The sequence below is a fragment of the Herpetosiphon sp. genome, assembly GCF_003512625.1.
Lineage (GTDB): Bacteria > Chloroflexota > Chloroflexia > Chloroflexales > Herpetosiphonaceae > Herpetosiphon > Herpetosiphon aurantiacus.
Map to the genome: position 1 here is coordinate 73,274 of NZ_DOPT01000087.1, position 17,364 is coordinate 90,637.

Genomic DNA, 17,364 nt, shown 5'->3' on the forward strand with positions numbered 1-17,364 from the left:
CCTGCACCCCCTCAAGGACAATTTGGGCTTGGCAGGATACCCTCGATAAACCTGACACGTATCGTTCTGCCCAGCGGCATTCTTCCTAATCTTTGCGGTTGCCGTAGCCTATCCCCTCTTTACTGACCGCTGCTCCCTCTTTATTGGCCAGTCACGACGGTTTTGAGCAAATCGACGAAGGCTGGATCATCGTTGAGCAAGCGAATGCGTTCAAGTTGCAAGCCTAACTCGTTGGCTTTGTGCTTGCCCTCAATATCAATATCGTAAAGAATTTCGAGGTGGTCGCAGACAAAGCCAAATGGCACTTGCAGCACATATTTTTTGCCTTCAGCCGCCAATTCAGCCAAGGTATCGAGCACATCAGGCCCAAGCCATGGTTCGCCAGTTTCACCTTGGCTTTGATAGGTAAAACGCCAATCTGGCAATTCGAGCATTTCGGCAATGCCTTTGGCGCTACCCAACAACTCATCAGGATAGGGATCGCCCCAGGCCAAGACTCGTTGCGGCAAGCTATGAGCGCTAAACAACACCGTTACTTGATCGCGCACGTCGGCAGGAAATTGAGCTAAGGCCTCGCTGATGCGGTTAGCAATCAAATTGCGAAACTTTGGCTGCTCTTGCCAGCTATTGATCATGGTTAATTCGATGTTGGTGTTAAATTCTTCGTTAGCGCGATCAACTTGTTTTTGATAGCCGCCGATGCTGATTTTGGAATAATGCGGTGCGAGGGCAAGCCCAATCACCTTGCTAATACCATCGGCATGAATTTGCTTGACCACATCGGGAATTAATGGATGCCAATATTTCATTCCAAAGTAAACCTGATATTGGTCAGGAAATTCGGCATCAAGTTGGGCTTGCAGTTGATCAGTCACCGATTTGGTTAATGTGGTCAGCGGGGTATGACCACCAACTGCTCGATAGCGAGCTGAAAGATTTTCGACCTGCTCTGGCGTTGGCATGCGACCACCACGCACATTGATGTAGTATTGTTCAACTTCATCGATGCGATTGGGTGTGCCATAGGCCATCAGCAAGACAGCTGTTTTGGCTGACATTGATTACCTCTTATCTATTAATGATCCACAAAGCGCACGAAGGAACCCGAAGGCTTGAAACCGCGAAGAACACGAAGATCGCGAAGAATTATTTTATGTTCTATGCTCTATGTTCTCCAATTTCCAGTCCTCAATCCTATGGTCTATGCTCTATGGTCTATGCTCTTTCGTGAATAAATGCCACCAAGCGTTCGAGATTGGCAACCGGAGTTTGTGGGTGAATGCCATGACCAAGGTTGAAAATATGGCCTGGGCGGCGATTGACGCGGCGCAAAATATCGGCAGCTTGTTCGCGAACATATTCCCATGGCCCCAGCAAAACCGCCGGATCAAGATTGCCTTGGATGGCTTTGTCATCACCAATTAGTTCCCAAGCCTCGTCGATTGGAATCCGCCAATCGGCTCCGAGCACTGAGCCACCATCGTTGCGCATCAACGGCAAAAGATTGGTGGTGTTGGTGCCAAAGTGAATTAATGGAATGTTGGTTTCTTCGCGTAGGGTTTTCAAAATGCGGGCGGTGTAGGGTTGCACAAAGGTTGCATAATCGTGGGGGCTTAAACAGCCGACCCAACTATCAAAAAGTTGTAGCGCATCAACCCCAGCCGCAATTTTCACCCGCAAATAACTGATCGTCAGGTCAGCCAAGCGCTCCATCAGGGCATTCCACACGTTGGGGCTGCCATACATGAGCGCTTTGGTATTCAGAAAATTCTTCGAGCCTTTGCCTTCGACCAAGTAGGCCGCCAAGGTAAATGGTGCGCCAGCAAAGCCAATTAAGGGTGTTTGGCCCAACTCAGCTTTGAGCAAATGAATCGATTTGCTAATGTAAGGCACATCAACTTCTGGCTCAATTGGCCGAATGCGGCTAACATCGGCCATCGTGCGAATGGGGTTGGCAACCACTGGGCCGATGCTTTCAACCAAATCAACGCCCACCCCAGTCGCAATCAACGGGGTCATAATATCGGCAAACATAATTGCTGCATCAACACCCAAACGGCGCACTGGCTGCAAAGTTACTTCAGCACACAATTCGGGCTGATAGCAAATATCCATAAAGCCATATTGCTCGCGGATGGCACGGTATTCGGGCAGCGCACGGCCAGCCTGACGCATAAACCAAACTGGGGTGGCATCCACAGCTTCGCGCCGACAGGCCCGTAAAAATCGATCTTGCATAATTATTGGTATGTCCTTGTATGGTTTACTGAATAATTTCAAAACCGAGGCAGAATCGCTATTCAAGCTGAATTCTGCCTCGGTTTGCCGCCTAAATCATGGCTAAGGCTTCGCGAATTGGCCGATTGACCCCAGTGATGATTGGCGTATCGTTGAGGGTGTAGCGGCGAGCTTCGGTTGAGCGCAGCGCAATCACCAATTCTTCAAAGCGTGGCAAGCTATCGGTTTCGTAGGCCACAATAAATTCATGATCATCAATGCCAGTGGTGTAGAGCAACACTTGGCGCACATCGGCATACTCGTGGCCAACCCGAATGTGTTCATTCATCATGCCTTGGCGGGCATCGCGGCTCATCAAATACCATTCTTTGGTTTTGCTGAAGGGATAAACAATCAAATAGGGTTCGCGATCTTCGAGGTCGATCGCTTGTTCTTGGGTCGTGGGGCGTTTGGTATAGTTGGAAGGCCGAGTAAAGCCAAAGTAGAGGTTGGTTTGCTCAAAATAAGCGCCGATGCCAGTTTGCAGCAAGCGGCTGGTCATTTCTTGCATGGCGATTGGCGACGTACCTTTGCGCCACAGCAACAAATCGGAGTTGAGCTTAAAGCCAATTGTGCTATAGGCATAGGTCACAATTGAAGGATAGGCCTCTTCGACCACTTGGGCGAATTGTTCGCGCAAATCTTCGCGGGCTGCGGCTGGCAAGCGTCGCCATTCGGGGGCAGCCTTGAAGGTGGTGTATTGAACAAACAATTGACCTTCGGTGGAATTTGGCAATTTAACGTCTTCCATGGAAGCTTAATTCCTTTATACCAGTGATGGATGCCCATCAAAACTGAATTAGATTGCCTCAAAATCGAGGCGGAATAATTGCTGGGCGGCGTGGGCCAACTGTGGGCTGGCCGCAGTATCTTTAATCGCCCGCATTGGTTGATGTAATAATTTATTGATAATCGCGCTGGTCAGGGCCGAAACTGCTTGCTGCTGCTGCTCAGAAAGATCCAAACGGGCGAGTGTGCGTTCAAGTTCGGCCAAACGAATTGCCTCGGCGTGCGCACGCAAGGCGCGAATCGTTGGCAGCACGGCTTGAGTTAGCCACCATTCCTGCCATTTAATCAACTCGCGTTCGACAATCGCCTCGGCTCCGGCAACTTCGGCAGCTTTGCTAGCCCGATTGCGTTCGCAGATCGCCTGCATATCATCGACATCGTAGAGCCAAACCTCAGGCAACGCCCCAACATGGCGATCAATATCGCGGGGCACGGCCAAATCGAGCAATACCCATTGGCGTTGGCGTTGCGCTTGCAACAGCTGAGCCTGCTCGAAATCAAGCATCAATTCAGGCGATGACGTACAGCTAATCACCACATCGCTAGCCTGCAACACCGCCGCAAGTTCGCTGATTGGCTTGGCTGCAACCTTATGATGCTCAGCCAAACGCGCTGCTCGTTCAAATGTGCGGCTGAGCACAGTGATGTTGCTGGTATATTCCAAATAGTGTTTGAGTGCCAACTCGCCAGTGCGGCCAGCCCCGATAATCACCACCGAACGATTAGTTAGATCGAGGTGTTGGCGGGCAAGACTAAGGCCAACCGAAACGACTGATAATTGAGCATGAGCCAATTGGGTTTCGGTGCGCACCAACTTACCCGTAGTCAAGGCAGCCTGAATCAAACGATGCATGGTTGTGCCCAGCAACTCGGTTTGTTGGGCCGCGTTATAGGCGGTTTTGATTTGGCTCAAAATTTGAGCCTCGCCCAGTGCCATCGAATCTAGGCCCGAAGCCACCCGAAACAAATGGCGCACAGCATCCTCATCGAGATAGGTATAGACATGCGGCATAAGTTCATCGAGATCGATTGAGCGTTGCTGAGCCAAAAATTGGCGCAATGAACGCCCGCCGTCGGCTTCTTCGACCAAGGCATACAACTCTACCCGATTGCAGGTTGAGAGAATAAAGCCCTCAACGGCGATCTGGCGTAGGCTGCTCAGGGCTTGAGCTAACTCGGCCTCGGCAAAGGCGATTCGCTCGCGAATTGAAATTGGGGCCGTGCGTTGATGTGCCCCCACAACCACCAGTTGCACAGTAAACTCCCAGTAAAAAGCAAATAGCAATCATCATCGAGCGCAACCAACAAGAATCCCCAAAGCATGATCGATGCGAATTTGCTTTTGCACTTACGAGCCTGCTTGTTCAAAACCTTCGATTGTTCCGAGCAGCGTTGCATCCATAAACAAATCGAGGCGTGTCCGCAGTTCTACGACGGTTGCCACATCGATTGGACGGACCGATTGTGGCTTGGCCAACTGGGCAAACGCCCGCCGAAAAAACAAAAAGGCCTCGACTGTATCGTGCATCGAGACTCCCATTTCGCGAGCTTCGCGCCCATAGGTAGCCCCAACAGCTTTGGCCTCGGCCAAGATGCGCTCATCAAGCTCGTTGCTATTGACATATTGCATCAACATGCCAAACAAACGTTGGCCTAAGCCGCGCATGCGCTCGGTGGTTGGGTTGGTATCAAACCGAGCGTGCCAACCTTGGCCCATCAACTCGCGAGTATCGAGATGCCAATGGCGGGTTTGGCCTAATTCGGGCACTGGCGTATGATCGGGCTGTTGCTGATTGACCATGCGCTCAACCGCTGCCCGTTGAAAACGGCGATGGCCGCCAAGCGTGCGTTTGGTTGGCACTAAACCAGCGTCGCCCCAACGGCGCACCGTTGAAGGTGCTGCGCCGAGTAAATCGCTGGCCTCGCTCAACGAAAGCCATTCTGGGTCGATGTCGATGCTTAATTCTGTCATGAATCTATAAATTCTACCAAATCTACCATTAGAAATCTATCACTGGTATTGTATCTAAAAGCTGCCAGAGTGTCTAGTTGACAAAACACGCAATTAACGACACATCACAATTGCTAACAACTGTTGTAACGTTTGTAATGGTGTAGCGTATGGCTCTAAAGTACTAGGGGCGAGCATAAATTTGGCATATTGTCGATTTGGCGTGGCTGCTGGTATAATGCAAGCTTGTAGAGGAGAGCTACCTCTCCCCATATATTTAACTGAATGAGTGAGGCAACGTATGCAACGAACCGTTCGCATGGGCTTGCTACTGTTGTTGGCTTTTGGATTAATGCCCTTGATTCAACGCCCAGCGCAGGCAGCGACCCTCGATGATCAGATTATTGCCGATGAAATTCTGGTAACGTTTAATGATGGCTATCGTGTCAGTGCGAATGGGGCATTCTTTGAAGGTTCTAAGGCATTGAAAAATGGCCTAGGCATTGGGCCATTACTTTCGACCCAAATGCTTGATGGGGCTGGTCAAGTGGCAATGTTGAAGCTCCCCGCAGGCGCAAATGGCGATGCTAAAATTGCCCAATTGCTCAAAAATCCAGCAGTGCGCTACGCCGAATACAACGCTGTGCGTGAGATTCTGGTCGATCCCAATGATGAATATTACTCAGAACAATGGGGCTTGCCCAAAATTGGCGCTAATGCGGCTTGGGACATGACCCAAGGCAACGGCTTGGTGATTGCCATTATTGATACTGGGGTTTCACCAACCCACCCTGATTTGGCTGGCCATGTGTTGCCTGGCTACAATGCCTTGCAAAATAATAGCAATAGCCAAGATGATCAAGGCCACGGTACGGCCATGGCTGGGATTGCTGCTGCCCTAACCAATAATGGTCAAGGTGTAGCTGGGGTTTGTTGGAACTGCCAAATCCTGCCAGTTAAAGTGCTGAACAGTCGTGGTCAAGGCACAGCGGCAGATATTGTCGAAGGCATGTATTGGGCTGCTGATAATGGCGCACGCATCATTAGTATGAGTTTGGGTGGCCCACGGGGTACGCAAGCCGAGCAAGATGCAGTTAATTATATTTATAGCAAAAATATTCCACTCTTTGCCTCATCTGGCAATTCGGGCGATGAGGGCAACCCACGCATGTATCCAGCCGCTTTTGATCATGTAATTGCGGTTGGGGCAACCACGACCCAAGATCGGGTTGCAAGTTTCTCATCGTATGGCGATTATGTGGATATTGCTGCTCCAGGCGTAAATATTGTGACGACTGGATGGGATGGTGGCGATACCTATGAAATGGGCAGTGGCACATCGCCAGCTTGTCCGTTTGTGGCAGCAACTGCGGCCTTGGCGCTGAGTGTTTGGCCTGAGCTTACGGTCGATCAAATTGAAAAATTGATCACTGGCAGTGCTGTTGATATTTTGACTCCTGGTAAAGATGTCTATAGTGGGTTTGGCCGACTGGATACCTACAAAACGGTGCAAAATGCGGTTTTGCGCACGATTCCTGGCGAACCACAACCCCAACCACCAGCACCACCAGCGCCGCAACCACCAACTCCAGAACCACAACCAGGTAACCCTGCGTTTGTGCCTGTGGGAGCGCCCCCATTGCCAGCACCGGTCGGCGAAGTCTACTTCCCTGAAACTGGCCATAACTTGCGTGGCGAGTTCAAAAACTACTGGGATCGTAATGGTGGCTTGGCAGTCTTTGGCTTCCCAATTAGCGAAGAATTTACCGAACAAACTCCTGAAGGTTCGTTTACGGTGCAATACTTCGAACGCCAACGCTTTGAATTTCACCCTGAAAAAGCTGCACCCTACAACGTGTTGCTGGGTCGCTTAGGCGATGCTGTGCTGCGGGATCGTGGCGACGATTGGGCCAACTTCCCCAAAACTGGGCCAGAAAATGGCTGTCTCTATTTCGATCAAACCCAGCACAAAATTTGTGGCGAGTTCCGCAAATATTGGGAAACCAATGGGCTGAATGATCCTGCTTTGAACAAATATGATCGCAGCTTGCAATTGTTTGGCTTGCCATTATCCGAGCCAATGACCGAAACCAATCGGGATGGGGCAACCGTCACGACCCAATGGTTTGAGCGCGGCCGCTTTGAGTATCACGAAGGTCAAGGCGTGCTGTTAGGTTTGTTGGCCAAAGAATATGCCAACAATCGCAGTTGGCGCTAATCGCGTTTAGAATGGCTGAAGCCAGCTTGTCTCTTGGGCTGGCTTCAGTATCACATAAATAGGGAAACGCCGCTCGATTCGGTTGTGAGAGAATTTGCCAATGGCATACAACTTGATGAAGAGTTTGCGTTGATAGGTTTTAGGCTGCCGAGAGCAGCATATTTGGAGGATATTGTGGTTTTACGTCGGATTTTAGGCATCGTCACTGCGGCTATCGCTGTCGTGAGTTTAGCTGTTCAACCTCGTTCAACTGCGGCTGCAGAACCAATCAAACTTGATACCCAATGCTTTGATGTACCAGGGATTATCAACTGTTTAGATGATAAATTTCTGAGCTATTGGCGCAGCAATGGTGGTTTGCCAGTGTTTGGCTACCCAATTACTGCGGCTGCCAATGAAGTTAACCCCGATACCCAGCAAAGCTACTTGACACAGTGGCTCGAACGTAATCGGTTTGAATTACACCCCGAAAATGCAGGTACGCCTTACGAGGTGTTGTTGGGCTTGTTGGGCAAAGAACGCTTGACCCAACTTGGCCGTGAAATTGAGCCTCGCGAAGCTGGCCCAGTCGATGGCTGCTTATGGTTCGAACAAACTGGCCACAATGTCTGTGATCAAGCAGGTAGTTTGGGTTTCAAGAGCTATTGGCAATCGCATGGCTTGAAAATTGATGGCCTAGACAATTATGCTCGTTCATTGCAATTGTTTGGTTTGCCCTTGACCAGCGCTAAGAGTGAAACCAATGCCAACGGCGATACAGTTGTCACCCAATGGTTTGAACGTGCTCGCCTCGAATGGCACCCAAGCAATCCCGATGAATTCAAGGTGCTCTTGGGCTTGCTCGGTAAAGAAATTATCGATGGCCGTAGCCAACCAACTCCACCAACGCCAATTGATCCTTGTGCTTCAACCCCTGATCCAGTGTCAGCTCGCGTGCGCCCAGCCAAATGTGGTGAGCAAGGCACCGAGTTTTCGTTTGATTTCTATGGTTTCAAGGCCAGCGAAGAGGTTGGCTTCTGGATTACCAATCCCGATGGGATCAATGTTGGGACACGGCAAACAGCGAAGGTTGGCCCAAACGGGAGCATTAGTGGCCTCCCATTCGATAGCCGCGATGCCACACCTGGCACTTGGCAATTTACCATGCAATCAGCCTATCAAAGCCATCAGGCTATTGTCTATATTACAGTAATTGCCAAGGCTCCCCAGCCAACCCCAAACCCAAGCAACTGTACTAGCACGCCTGAACCAGTTTCAGCGCGAATTAGCCCAGCAAAATGTGGTCCAGCAGGCATGGTCTTTATCTTCGATGTATTTGGGTTCCAACCCAACGAACAAGTTGGCTTCTGGATCACTAATCCCGACGGAATTAATGTTGGGATTGCCAATACTATGAATATTGGCCCCGAAGGTGCAATCTCAGGGATCGAGTTCCCAACTGATGGTTTTACTCCTGGCACATGGCAATTTACCATGCAAGGGACGACCAGCAATCACGCTTCAATCATCTACTTTACGATTACCGAATAAGCTTATCGATTGAACCAATCGATTGATTGCAGAAACCCAGCGTGTGGCAATACGCTGGGTTTTTGTTATCATAAGGCTATTCCATTATTTTGATGCTGTTTGCAGCATGTTTGGAGGAAATAGTGAGTGTGATCCGTCGAATGCTTGGTTTGGCGACTGCAACCCTGGCAGTGGCCGCCTTGGTTGTTCAGCCACGCCCAACCGCCGCCGCTGAGCCAATTATCCTAGAAACCCAATGTTTTGATGTGCCTGGGATTGTTGACTGCTTGGACGACGATTTCTTGAGCTATTGGCGCAATAACGGTGGCTTGCCAGTGTTCGGCTACCCGATCACTGAAGCTGCTGATCAATATAACGTTGATAGTGATGATTTTTATTGGACGCAATGGCTCGAACGCAATCGTTTTGAGTTGCACCCCGAAAATGCTGGCACACCTTACGAGGTGTTGTTGGGCTTGTTGGGTAAAGAACGCTTGAGCCAACTTGGCCGCGAGATCGAGCCACGCGAAGCTGGCCCCGTTGAAGGCTGTTTGTGGTTTGAACAAACGGGCCATAATGTTTGTAACCAAGCAGGCAATTTAGGTTTCAAGAGTTATTGGCAATCACATGGTTTGAAAATTGAGGGCTTAGATACCTATGCCCGTTCATTGCAATTATTTGGTTTGCCCTTAACCAGTGCCCAAACTGAAACCAACGCCAGCGGCGATACCGTGATCACCCAATGGTTTGAACGTGCTCGCCTCGAATGGCATCCGAACAATCCCGATGAATTTAAGGTACTTTTGGGCTTGCTTGGCAAAGAAATTCTCGATGATGTCAGCGAGCCATTGCCCCCAGCCGAACAATGTGCCCAAACTCCCGATCCAGTGTCGGCGAATATTCGGCCCACCAAATGTCCGCAAGTTGGCACGGTTGTCTTCTTCGATTTCTTTGGCTTCCAACCAAATGAAGAAGTCGTTTTGTGGGTTGTCGATCCTGCTGGCGAAGTCTATGAATTTGATGAAGGAACCACGATTGGGCCAAGTGGCTCGGTTGAAAATGTCGAATGGCCAACCGCAGGCTCGCCAACTGGCTTGTGGCTGATTTCGCTCGAAGGTAAGACCAGCGGACATGTTGCTGATATTTATTTCACCGTCATGCCCTAAGTTGATCGTTTGACCATGGCCCCACAGCTTCCTAAATGCTGTGGGGCTTTTTTGTGCTTGAGGGTAGTACCAAGGTAGTCTAGCGCTAGAGATATATTCCTGTTAGGCTATCGGCCATTGGTGTATGGCAATTGTTGGTTGCTCAAGCATTGCTTTCCACATCGCTCCTACTTGAGTACTATTAATGGCTTGTTAATCGGTTAACCATCCTACGGCCTGAGATCTGCGTAGAAACTGGCAGCGGTAGCTAAATCGACAGCGGAATGAGAGGTTTTGGCAGCTTTTTCGCTAGGTTTGGCATGCGTCACATGCTACACTTCAGCCGTCTACAACATGCCGATCCATTTTTGGCGACAGAGGAGCTTCGTTCTTATGAAAGCAAAAAATAGCCGTTTACAAGGATTCTACCAACTTTCGCCGCTCGATCGTTTGCAAGCCGTGGGGGCTTTCGATGGCTTGAATAACGATGATTTGCGAGCGTTACATGGCGCTGGCAGTTTAACCATCGAACGCGCCGATAAAATGATTGAAAATGTGGTTGGAACCTATAGTTTGCCCTTAGGCATTGCCACCAACTTCCAAATTAATGGCAAAGATACCTTGATCCCGATGGTTGTTGAAGAACCATCAATTGTGGCTGGGGCTTCGTTTGCCGCTAAATTGGCCCGCGAAGGCGGCGGGTTTACCACCAGTAGCACCGAATCATTGATGATTGGTCAAATTCAACTCGTGCATATCGCCGATCACGCCGCAGCCAGCGAAATTATTTTGCGCAATAAAGCCGATTTGCTGGCAATTGCCAATCGTCAAAGCACCTCGTTGGTAGCCTTGGGTGGCGGTGCCAAAGATGTTGAAGTGCATTCGTTCCCTGCTAGCCCAATGGGGCCGATGTTGGTGGTGCACTTAATCGTCGATTGTTTGGATGCGATGGGGGCAAATGCAATCAATGCGATGGCAGAAGCCGTTGCCCCACGGCTCGAAGCATTAACTGGCGGTCGCGCTTACTTACGCATTCTCTCGAACTTGAGCGATCGGCGTTTGGCAACTGCCCGTTGTGTTATTCCCGCCCGCGCCTTGGATCGCTCGGACTTGCGTGGTGAAGATGTGATCGAGGGGATTTTGTGGGCCTATGCCTTCGCCGCTGTTGATCCCTATCGCGCTACTACCCATAACAAAGGTATTTTGAACGGGATCGATCCGGTGTTGTTGGCAACAGGCCAAGATTGGCGGGCCATCGAATCAGGTGCGCATGCCTATGCTGCGCGTGATGGCCGCTATACCTCGTTGACCACTTGGGAGCAAGATGCCGAAGGCAATTTGGTTGGCACATTGACCATGCCGTTGGCAGTTGGAATTGTGGGTGGCGCAGTTAAGGTGCATCCAACAGCTGCTGCGGCCTTGAAGTTGTTGAATGTTAGTTCAGCCCGCGAATTGGCTGAAATGTGTGTCTGTGCAGGCTTGGCCTCAAACTTGGCGGCGATGCGAGCTTTGGCAACCGAAGGCATTCAGCGTGGCCATATGAGCTTGCATGCACGCCAAATCGCTATGAGTGCTGGAGCAGCGCCTGCCTTGGTCGAAGAAGTGGCCGAGCGTTTGATTGCTGAGCGTTGCATCAAGCCAGCTCGTGCCGCCGAAATTGTGCGCGAAATGCATGATATGTTTGCATTGCAACGAATTGAGGTTGGAGTTCCCTGCTAATCAAACCTGCTCCTTAAGCCAAAAGGCCAGCACCTCGTAGACAAGGTGCTGGCCAAATTATTTAATCTTGCAAGCGTTTTTTAGCCTTCAACCAGTGTGGTTTGGGCTTGGCGAAAGCGCCCAATTGCCCGATATTTAGCATAGCGCTGTTCAAGCAATTGATCGATTGTGAGGGTACTCAGGGTCGTAATTTGCTCACGCAGTGCGCTAGCAACTGCTTGTAAAATTACTGGCACATCCATATGCGCCCCACCCTCTGGCTCGGGAATAATGGTATCAGCAATGCCAAAGCTGTGGAGATCTTGGGCGGTGATTTTCATAGCTTTGGCAGCTTCTGAGGCTTTGCTCGAATCGCGCCAGAGAATTGCGGCACTGGCTTCAGGCGAGGCCACCGAATAGACAGCATGTTCAAGCATCAACAAACGGTCGGCGACCCCAATCGCCAAAGCACCGCCAGAGCCGCCTTCGCCGATCACGGTCGCAATAATTGGCACTGGCAAATCGGCCATAACCAATAAATTACGGGCGATAGCTTCGGCTTGGCCGCGTTCTTCGGCGGCCATGCTTGGGTGTGCGCCAGCAGTATCAATTAATGTCAAAATCGGCATGTTGAATTTTTTGGCATGCTCCATCACCCGTAAGGCCTTGCGATAGCCCTCGGGGTGTGGTGAGCCGAAGTTGCGCCGAACATTCTCTTTGGTGTCGCTGCCCTTTTGATGGCCGATGATCGCCACGCTGCGGCCATCGATTTTGCTTATACCACAGACCAGCGCCTGATCATCGCCATGATGGCGATCACCACGGAGTTCAAAAAAATCTTCACACAGCACCCGAATATAATCAAGGGTGCGTGGGCGTTGGGGATTACGGGCGATTTGCACCTTATCCCAAGGCAATAACTCAGTTAACGTTGTCACGTTTTGACCTCTGCGTGGGGCTTATTGGTGGCCCGCTACGACATGTTCGCGATGATCAGCCGATGATGTGGGGCGTTGATACAGGCGCAACAAACGCCCGATGGTTGCCCGCATGTCCGAGCGTGGCACAACTGCATCGATCATGCCATGTTCAAGGAAAAATTCTGCGGTTTGGAAGTTTGGTGGCAATTTTTGGCGAATCGTTTGCTCAATCACCCGTCGCCCAGCAAAGCCAATATTCGCACCTGGTTCGGCCAAAATAATATCGGCAACCGAGGCATACGAGGCTGAAACCCCGCCATAGCAAGGGTCAACTAAGAGCGAGATATGGGGCTGGCGCACCCGAGCCAAACGGGTGAGCGCAACCGAAACTTTGGCCATTTGCATCAGGGCAAAAATGCCTTCGTGCATACGAGCGCCACCCGAAGCGTTGATCGTCAGCACTGGTACGCCACGATCGGCTGCTCGTTCGACTGCTCGTGCCACTTTTTCGCCAAAGACGCTGCCCATCGAACCGCCCATAAATTCAAAATTACAGGCTGCGATTTCAAATGGCAAGCCTTCGATGCTGGCGCTACCGCTCATCACAACATCGTTAGTGCCAGTGCGTTCGCTGGTGGCAGCTAATTTCGCTTCGTAATTATCTTTGGGGCTAACAAAGCCCAAAATGTCGATCCCTTGTAGATCAGCATCATATTCGACGAATGAATCAGCATCAGCCAAAACTTCAATCCATTCGCGTGAGCTAATCCGCGAGTGATAGCTGCATTTTGGACAGACTTTTAAGGCATCATTGAATTGTTTTTGATAGGTCAATTCGCCACAATTGGCGCATTTGGCCCAAACATTATCTGGTATTTGTTGCTCACGCCGCGAAGACGTGAAGGGTAACGGCGCACGCCGAAAAAAATCTTTCAAATCGGAACCTCCACGGTCATTTTTGAGCCGTATTGGGATTATAGCATAGCACGCAGTGCGTCATGGACGGCTGTTTTTGAACCATTTCAGTTTCTCCCATGGCGCTAAAAAGATCCCAAAGGTTAGCCCAAATGCGCCGAATGGCTGATATAAGAGCCATACTACTAAAATAATTCGATGTTTCCAGCCAACAATCTGCTTGACCAGTACGGGGCGTTGTCCTTCAAAAAAACATTGCTCAGGGCTATTTTTGCTGCTTGGGCTGTAACGGCTGCTCTCAAAATTATGAGCTTGAGCATACGTTTGGCAAATGCGCTCGAAATAGTAAAACTTCATCAATAATGCTGGCCCAATCAGCAAACTTGCTAATAGAATGATAAACAGGCTTAGTCGCACAACACATGTTCGTTGATGAGGGTATCGCATAACTTGCTTCCTTATAATAGTTAATCTACCAGACGGAGCATGGTTCGGCGAGCTTACTTGGGCTAAAACTTTACTTAATTTAACATAACTGTTAACAATTCAATCGCAATTGATTAAACCAAGCAGCCTAGGCTAGCTCTGTGACCCATCATCACCAGAGGAGCCAACGCTATGACGCTTGCAACGATCAGCAGCACGACCCCACGTTTAACGGTTAAGTGTGCCACGACGAGCGCCGAAATTGAGCAAGCGCTGCGCTTGCGCTATCGCGTTTTTGTTGAAGAAGCCAATAACTCGCGACTTTGGAACGACCATGGGCTTGAATATGATGTGTTTGATCAATGGTGCGACCATCTCTTAGTTATCGACCAAAATTGTGACCAAGTGGTCGGCACCTATCGTTTATTGCCTGGCGAACGGGCACTAGCCCATCAAGGCTTTTATTCGCAAACCGAATTTGATCTTGCAAAATTTAGCCATTTAGCCAATGCCTTGGAGCTTGGGCGCAGTTGTATTGCCGCCGATTATCGTGGCACACGCGCCATTCAAATGCTTTGGGGCGGGATTGCCAACTACCTCGCTGAGCGCCCACATAGCCATTTGATTGGCTGCGCCAGCATGAACCACGATGAATTGCCCGATGTGAGTGCCTTGTATAGCATGCTGCGCCAGCATAATGTGATTACCGATCGCTATCATGTGCAGCCTTTAGCTAGTCATCGTATGGCCGATTTGCGTTGTTTGCCCATGACTTGTAGCGAGCGCGAAATGGTGCGGCGCTTGCCACCATTAATTAAAGGCTATCGTTGGATGGGCGCTGAATTAGCGGGCGAGCCAGCCTATGATCCTTTATTTCATACCACCGATTTTTTTGTGGTATTTGAAACCAGCCAAATGACCAAGCGCTATCAACGCCATTTTGCCAGCTCGTATCAAGCGACAGTATGAGGTGGCTATGTATCAATTGCTGGCACATTTGACTGCCCACCCCCAACGTTTGGCGCGAGTACGGCGTTTTGGTGGTTGGCTGCCGCAACAACTGATTATTGCGTTGACATGGCCATTAGCCTTGGGTTTGTATTGGGGGGTGCCGCGCTTACGCCGCCATTTGCAACGCAACTTGGTGTATGTGCTGATCGATGGCTCGTGGCTGTGGCGCACTGGCATTTGTGTGCGCTATCTGCAACATCTGCTGTTGTTGCTCTATGAAGTGATGATCGGGATTGATCGCTTGGCGACGGAGCAGGTGGTGCTGGAAGGCACTGAGCATATTGAAGCAGCCCTGGCTCAAGGGCGTGGCGTGATTCTCTACACGCCGCATCAAGGCAATTTCTTCTATAGCTATTGGCGTTTGGCTCAACACTACAATTGTTTGACGGTTGGCACGGCTGGTAGCCCTGAGTTGCGACCACTCTACGAGCATTTCAATCGTTTGGGCTGTGCAGGCTTTGATTACGATGCAACGTCGCCGCGTGAGTTAATTCGGAGTTTGCGCCAGCATCTCAAAGCCAATGGCGTGGTTTTTTTGCTGGGCGATTTTTGGCGACCGAATTTTCCTGAGGCTAGCTTTTTTGGCTTACAATCACGAACTCCCCAAGGCGCGGCAACCTTTGCACTAGAAGATAATGTGCCAATTGTACCGTGCTACAGCGTGCGTGAAGGCCACCGCCATCGCCTCATTTGCGAAGAAGCTGTGCATTTGGGGCGGAGTTTTAGCCGCCAACAACGCCGCGAGGCCACCGACGAACTCAACGAGTGGATGGCCTCGGTAATTAGCGATAATCCTAGTCAATGGTTGTATTGGTTCAATTGCCAAGAGCGTTGGGAAGGCCATGACCTGCGTTTGCAAGAGCAAAGTGTCGGCCACGTGCTGCACGCCTAGCGCAAAATATAATAGGTTGCACGTTTTTGGCCGATCTTCAAAATCAAGCCCCGATCGACCAAATCCGAGAGATCGCGCCGAATTGTTTCGGGCGAAACATCGGGGCTGAGGTCTTGCAGATCGCGGTTGGTAATGCGGCGATTTTCAGTTAAATAGACCAAAGCTCCGATTTGGCGTTCGTTCAAGCCTAAGGCTTCCCATTTGGCGGTGTCGATCGTGGAATTGCTGGCGACGTTCATGCCTTTGTTGCGCAGGGTTACCAAAAATCCCGCAGCGGTTTCGCGAAATTCGGGTGGTGGCAAGCCTGCGTCGGCCATTTGGCGCTGCATGCGGTCGATGCCATAGCCAAGCCGTTCGATCAAGCCCAAATCGGCCAACACTTGCACCAATGTTTCGTTGCGGCTAAACCGCTCAGCAGCGATATTATCGATCGTGACGTGGCCTGGCAAGCGACCTGGACTATAGACTTCTAGTCGATCAACAAACATGGCAATGCGAATACCCTCGCCACGCACGGTATAATCGCGGTGGGCCACAGCATTAACCAAGGCTTCGCGCACCGCGGCTGGCGGATATTCCGTCCAATCTTCGCGTTCGAGGCCAACCATGCGTGAGCCGCGCCGCATATGTTCGCCCAACCAAAGCTCGGCGCGGCGTACTTGGTCGGGCAAGGTTGTGCGAATATCGACCCGCTCGAATTCATCGCTCATCTCGTTGCCCGTGTAGCGCACCAAAGTCAGCTCGCATTGGGGATAATCGCGCTCGGTGGTGATGCTGAACAGCAACATGCCAGCATTGGTTGGTTGATAGTTGGTTTGGGCATCGCGAACGAGGCAGCCGCGCCGATAGAGCCAACCCATGGGGTCAACATCGGCGGGCGGACCAATGCGGGCCACATACGATTGAATTTTCATCTCGCTCAAATCGCCCATTGTGACGTTTTCGGGCCGCACGCGCTCCCAGCCAACCTCGCCACGCTCGATCAGCAATTGGCGCAACGCATTGGGCGGAATTGGCGCATTGCTCGGGCCTTCGCGGCGCAAATATTTGCCATGTAAACTGTAGACATTCGGCAAACCAGGCGGAACCTCGATCAACAAGACGGTTTGTTGATTGCTGGTAATTTGTTGGGGCAAGGGCAAGACCAGCGGCGGCGTGCAAGCTAGCGCTGCCTCTAACGCTGCCTCTTCTGCTGCTTGAATATCTTGAACACCCTCGACTTTGGGCCTGACTCGCCCACTGATGCCAATGACTACGCTGCCGCCGCCACCATTGGCAAAAGCCACTAAAGTTTCAGCCAAATCTTCAGGCCGAAACCGTTCACGGAAGCAGGCCAGCATTTCGCTTTCGCCGTTTTCAAGTAACTGTTCAAGCATACACAACCCCAAACATTCAATAGGGCTGCAATTATAGCAGATCGAGGCTAGCGCTTGGTTTTGCGTCCGATCAATGTGCGGATTACTGCTTCACTCTCGAACCCTCGCCCACAGCAACAGGCGAGAGAATCATGGTGGAGCGATTCCTCTCGTCTCGCGTGCGAGATGAGGGGGCTAGCTTATAATAGTGGGTTTTAGAGATCCCTCACCCCAACCCCTCGCCTCGCTGGGTTTAAG

15 protein-coding genes are annotated in these 17,364 nt (G+C 50.7%); 6 read left to right on the plus strand and 9 right to left on the minus strand.

The window, feature by feature from the left end:
* Positions 1–140: 140 nt before the first annotated feature.
* The 5 genes from hemH to DEF47_RS18525 all read right to left on the minus strand — a co-directional run bounded on the left by hemH (position 141) and on the right by DEF47_RS18525 (position 5,038).
* Complete coding sequence (gene hemH / locus DEF47_RS18505; RefSeq protein ID WP_012191078.1) at positions 141–1,058, minus strand: ferrochelatase; 918 nt, start codon at positions 1,056–1,058, stop codon at positions 141–143.
* A gap of 157 nt (positions 1,059–1,215) precedes the next feature.
* The gene (gene hemE, locus DEF47_RS18510) at positions 1,216–2,238 is read right to left on the minus strand and encodes a uroporphyrinogen decarboxylase (RefSeq protein WP_012191077.1); all 1,023 of its coding nucleotides are present in this window, start codon (positions 2,236–2,238) and stop codon (positions 1,216–1,218) included.
* A gap of 91 nt (positions 2,239–2,329) precedes the next feature.
* Positions 2,330–3,028, minus strand: a complete 699-nt coding sequence (locus DEF47_RS18515) for a chlorite dismutase family protein (RefSeq protein WP_012191076.1) — start codon at positions 3,026–3,028, stop codon at positions 2,330–2,332.
* Between the two features lie 48 nt (positions 3,029–3,076).
* Positions 3,077–4,321: a glutamyl-tRNA reductase gene (hemA, locus tag DEF47_RS18520; RefSeq protein ID WP_012191075.1), complete on the minus strand. Its 1,245-nt coding sequence runs from the start codon at positions 4,319–4,321 to the stop codon at positions 3,077–3,079.
* Positions 4,322–4,414: 93 nt separating this feature from the next.
* Positions 4,415–5,038: a MerR family transcriptional regulator gene (locus tag DEF47_RS18525; protein ID WP_012191074.1), complete on the minus strand. Its 624-nt coding sequence runs from the start codon at positions 5,036–5,038 to the stop codon at positions 4,415–4,417.
* 280 nt (positions 5,039–5,318) lie between these two features.
* Between DEF47_RS18525 and DEF47_RS18530 the strand changes: the two genes are divergently transcribed.
* The 4 genes from DEF47_RS18530 (at position 5,319) to DEF47_RS18545 (ending at position 11,608) form a co-directional block, all read left to right on the plus strand.
* Positions 5,319–7,235 (plus strand): S8 family peptidase, encoded by a 1,917-nt coding sequence (locus DEF47_RS18530; protein WP_012191073.1) that lies wholly within the window; start codon positions 5,319–5,321, stop codon positions 7,233–7,235.
* Between the two features lie 174 nt (positions 7,236–7,409).
* Positions 7,410–8,765 carry a hypothetical protein gene (locus DEF47_RS18535; RefSeq protein ID WP_012191072.1) on the plus strand — a complete coding sequence of 452 codons (1,356 nt, stop codon included), beginning with the start codon at positions 7,410–7,412 and terminating at the stop codon, positions 8,763–8,765.
* Positions 8,766–8,893: 128 nt separating this feature from the next.
* Positions 8,894–9,910: a hypothetical protein gene (locus tag DEF47_RS18540; protein ID WP_287045285.1), complete on the plus strand. Its 1,017-nt coding sequence runs from the start codon at positions 8,894–8,896 to the stop codon at positions 9,908–9,910.
* A 372-nt stretch (positions 9,911–10,282) separates the two neighbouring features.
* Positions 10,283–11,608: a hydroxymethylglutaryl-CoA reductase, degradative gene (locus DEF47_RS18545; RefSeq protein ID WP_012191070.1), complete on the plus strand. Its 1,326-nt coding sequence runs from the start codon at positions 10,283–10,285 to the stop codon at positions 11,606–11,608.
* An 80-nt stretch (positions 11,609–11,688) separates the two neighbouring features.
* Here DEF47_RS18545 and DEF47_RS18550 read toward each other — a convergent pair whose 3' ends face one another.
* Genes DEF47_RS18550 through DEF47_RS18560 form a run of 3 tightly spaced genes read right to left on the minus strand, consistent with a single transcriptional unit; the run spans position 11,689 to position 13,869 of the window.
* Entirely contained in the window at positions 11,689–12,525 is an 837-nt protein-coding gene (locus DEF47_RS18550) for an acetyl-CoA carboxylase carboxyltransferase subunit alpha (RefSeq protein WP_012191069.1), read from the minus strand.
* Positions 12,526–12,546: 21 nt separating this feature from the next.
* A complete protein-coding gene (gene accD, locus DEF47_RS18555; RefSeq protein WP_012191068.1) occupies positions 12,547–13,443 on the minus strand; it encodes an acetyl-CoA carboxylase, carboxyltransferase subunit beta in 897 nt (298 codons plus the stop codon).
* Positions 13,444–13,503: 60 nt separating this feature from the next.
* Positions 13,504–13,869, minus strand: coding sequence for a hypothetical protein (locus DEF47_RS18560; RefSeq protein ID WP_041304670.1), 366 nt, complete (start codon positions 13,867–13,869; stop codon positions 13,504–13,506).
* Between the two features lie 171 nt (positions 13,870–14,040).
* On the opposite strand from DEF47_RS18560, the gene DEF47_RS18565 reads away from it, so the two are divergent.
* Together DEF47_RS18565 and DEF47_RS18570 are read left to right on the plus strand one after the other, a co-directional pair.
* A complete protein-coding gene (locus DEF47_RS18565) occupies positions 14,041–14,817 on the plus strand; it encodes a GNAT family N-acetyltransferase (RefSeq protein WP_012191066.1) in 777 nt (258 codons plus the stop codon).
* Between the two features lie 7 nt (positions 14,818–14,824).
* Positions 14,825–15,751 (plus strand): lysophospholipid acyltransferase family protein, encoded by a 927-nt coding sequence (locus tag DEF47_RS18570; protein WP_012191065.1) that lies wholly within the window; start codon positions 14,825–14,827, stop codon positions 15,749–15,751.
* Here DEF47_RS18570 and DEF47_RS18575 read toward each other — a convergent pair.
* Positions 15,748–17,127 carry an ATP-binding protein gene (locus DEF47_RS18575; RefSeq protein ID WP_012191064.1) on the minus strand — a complete coding sequence of 460 codons (1,380 nt, stop codon included), beginning with the start codon at positions 17,125–17,127 and terminating at the stop codon, positions 15,748–15,750. The genes DEF47_RS18570 and DEF47_RS18575 overlap by 4 nt on opposite strands.
* Between the last annotated feature and the right edge of the window lie 237 nt (positions 17,128–17,364).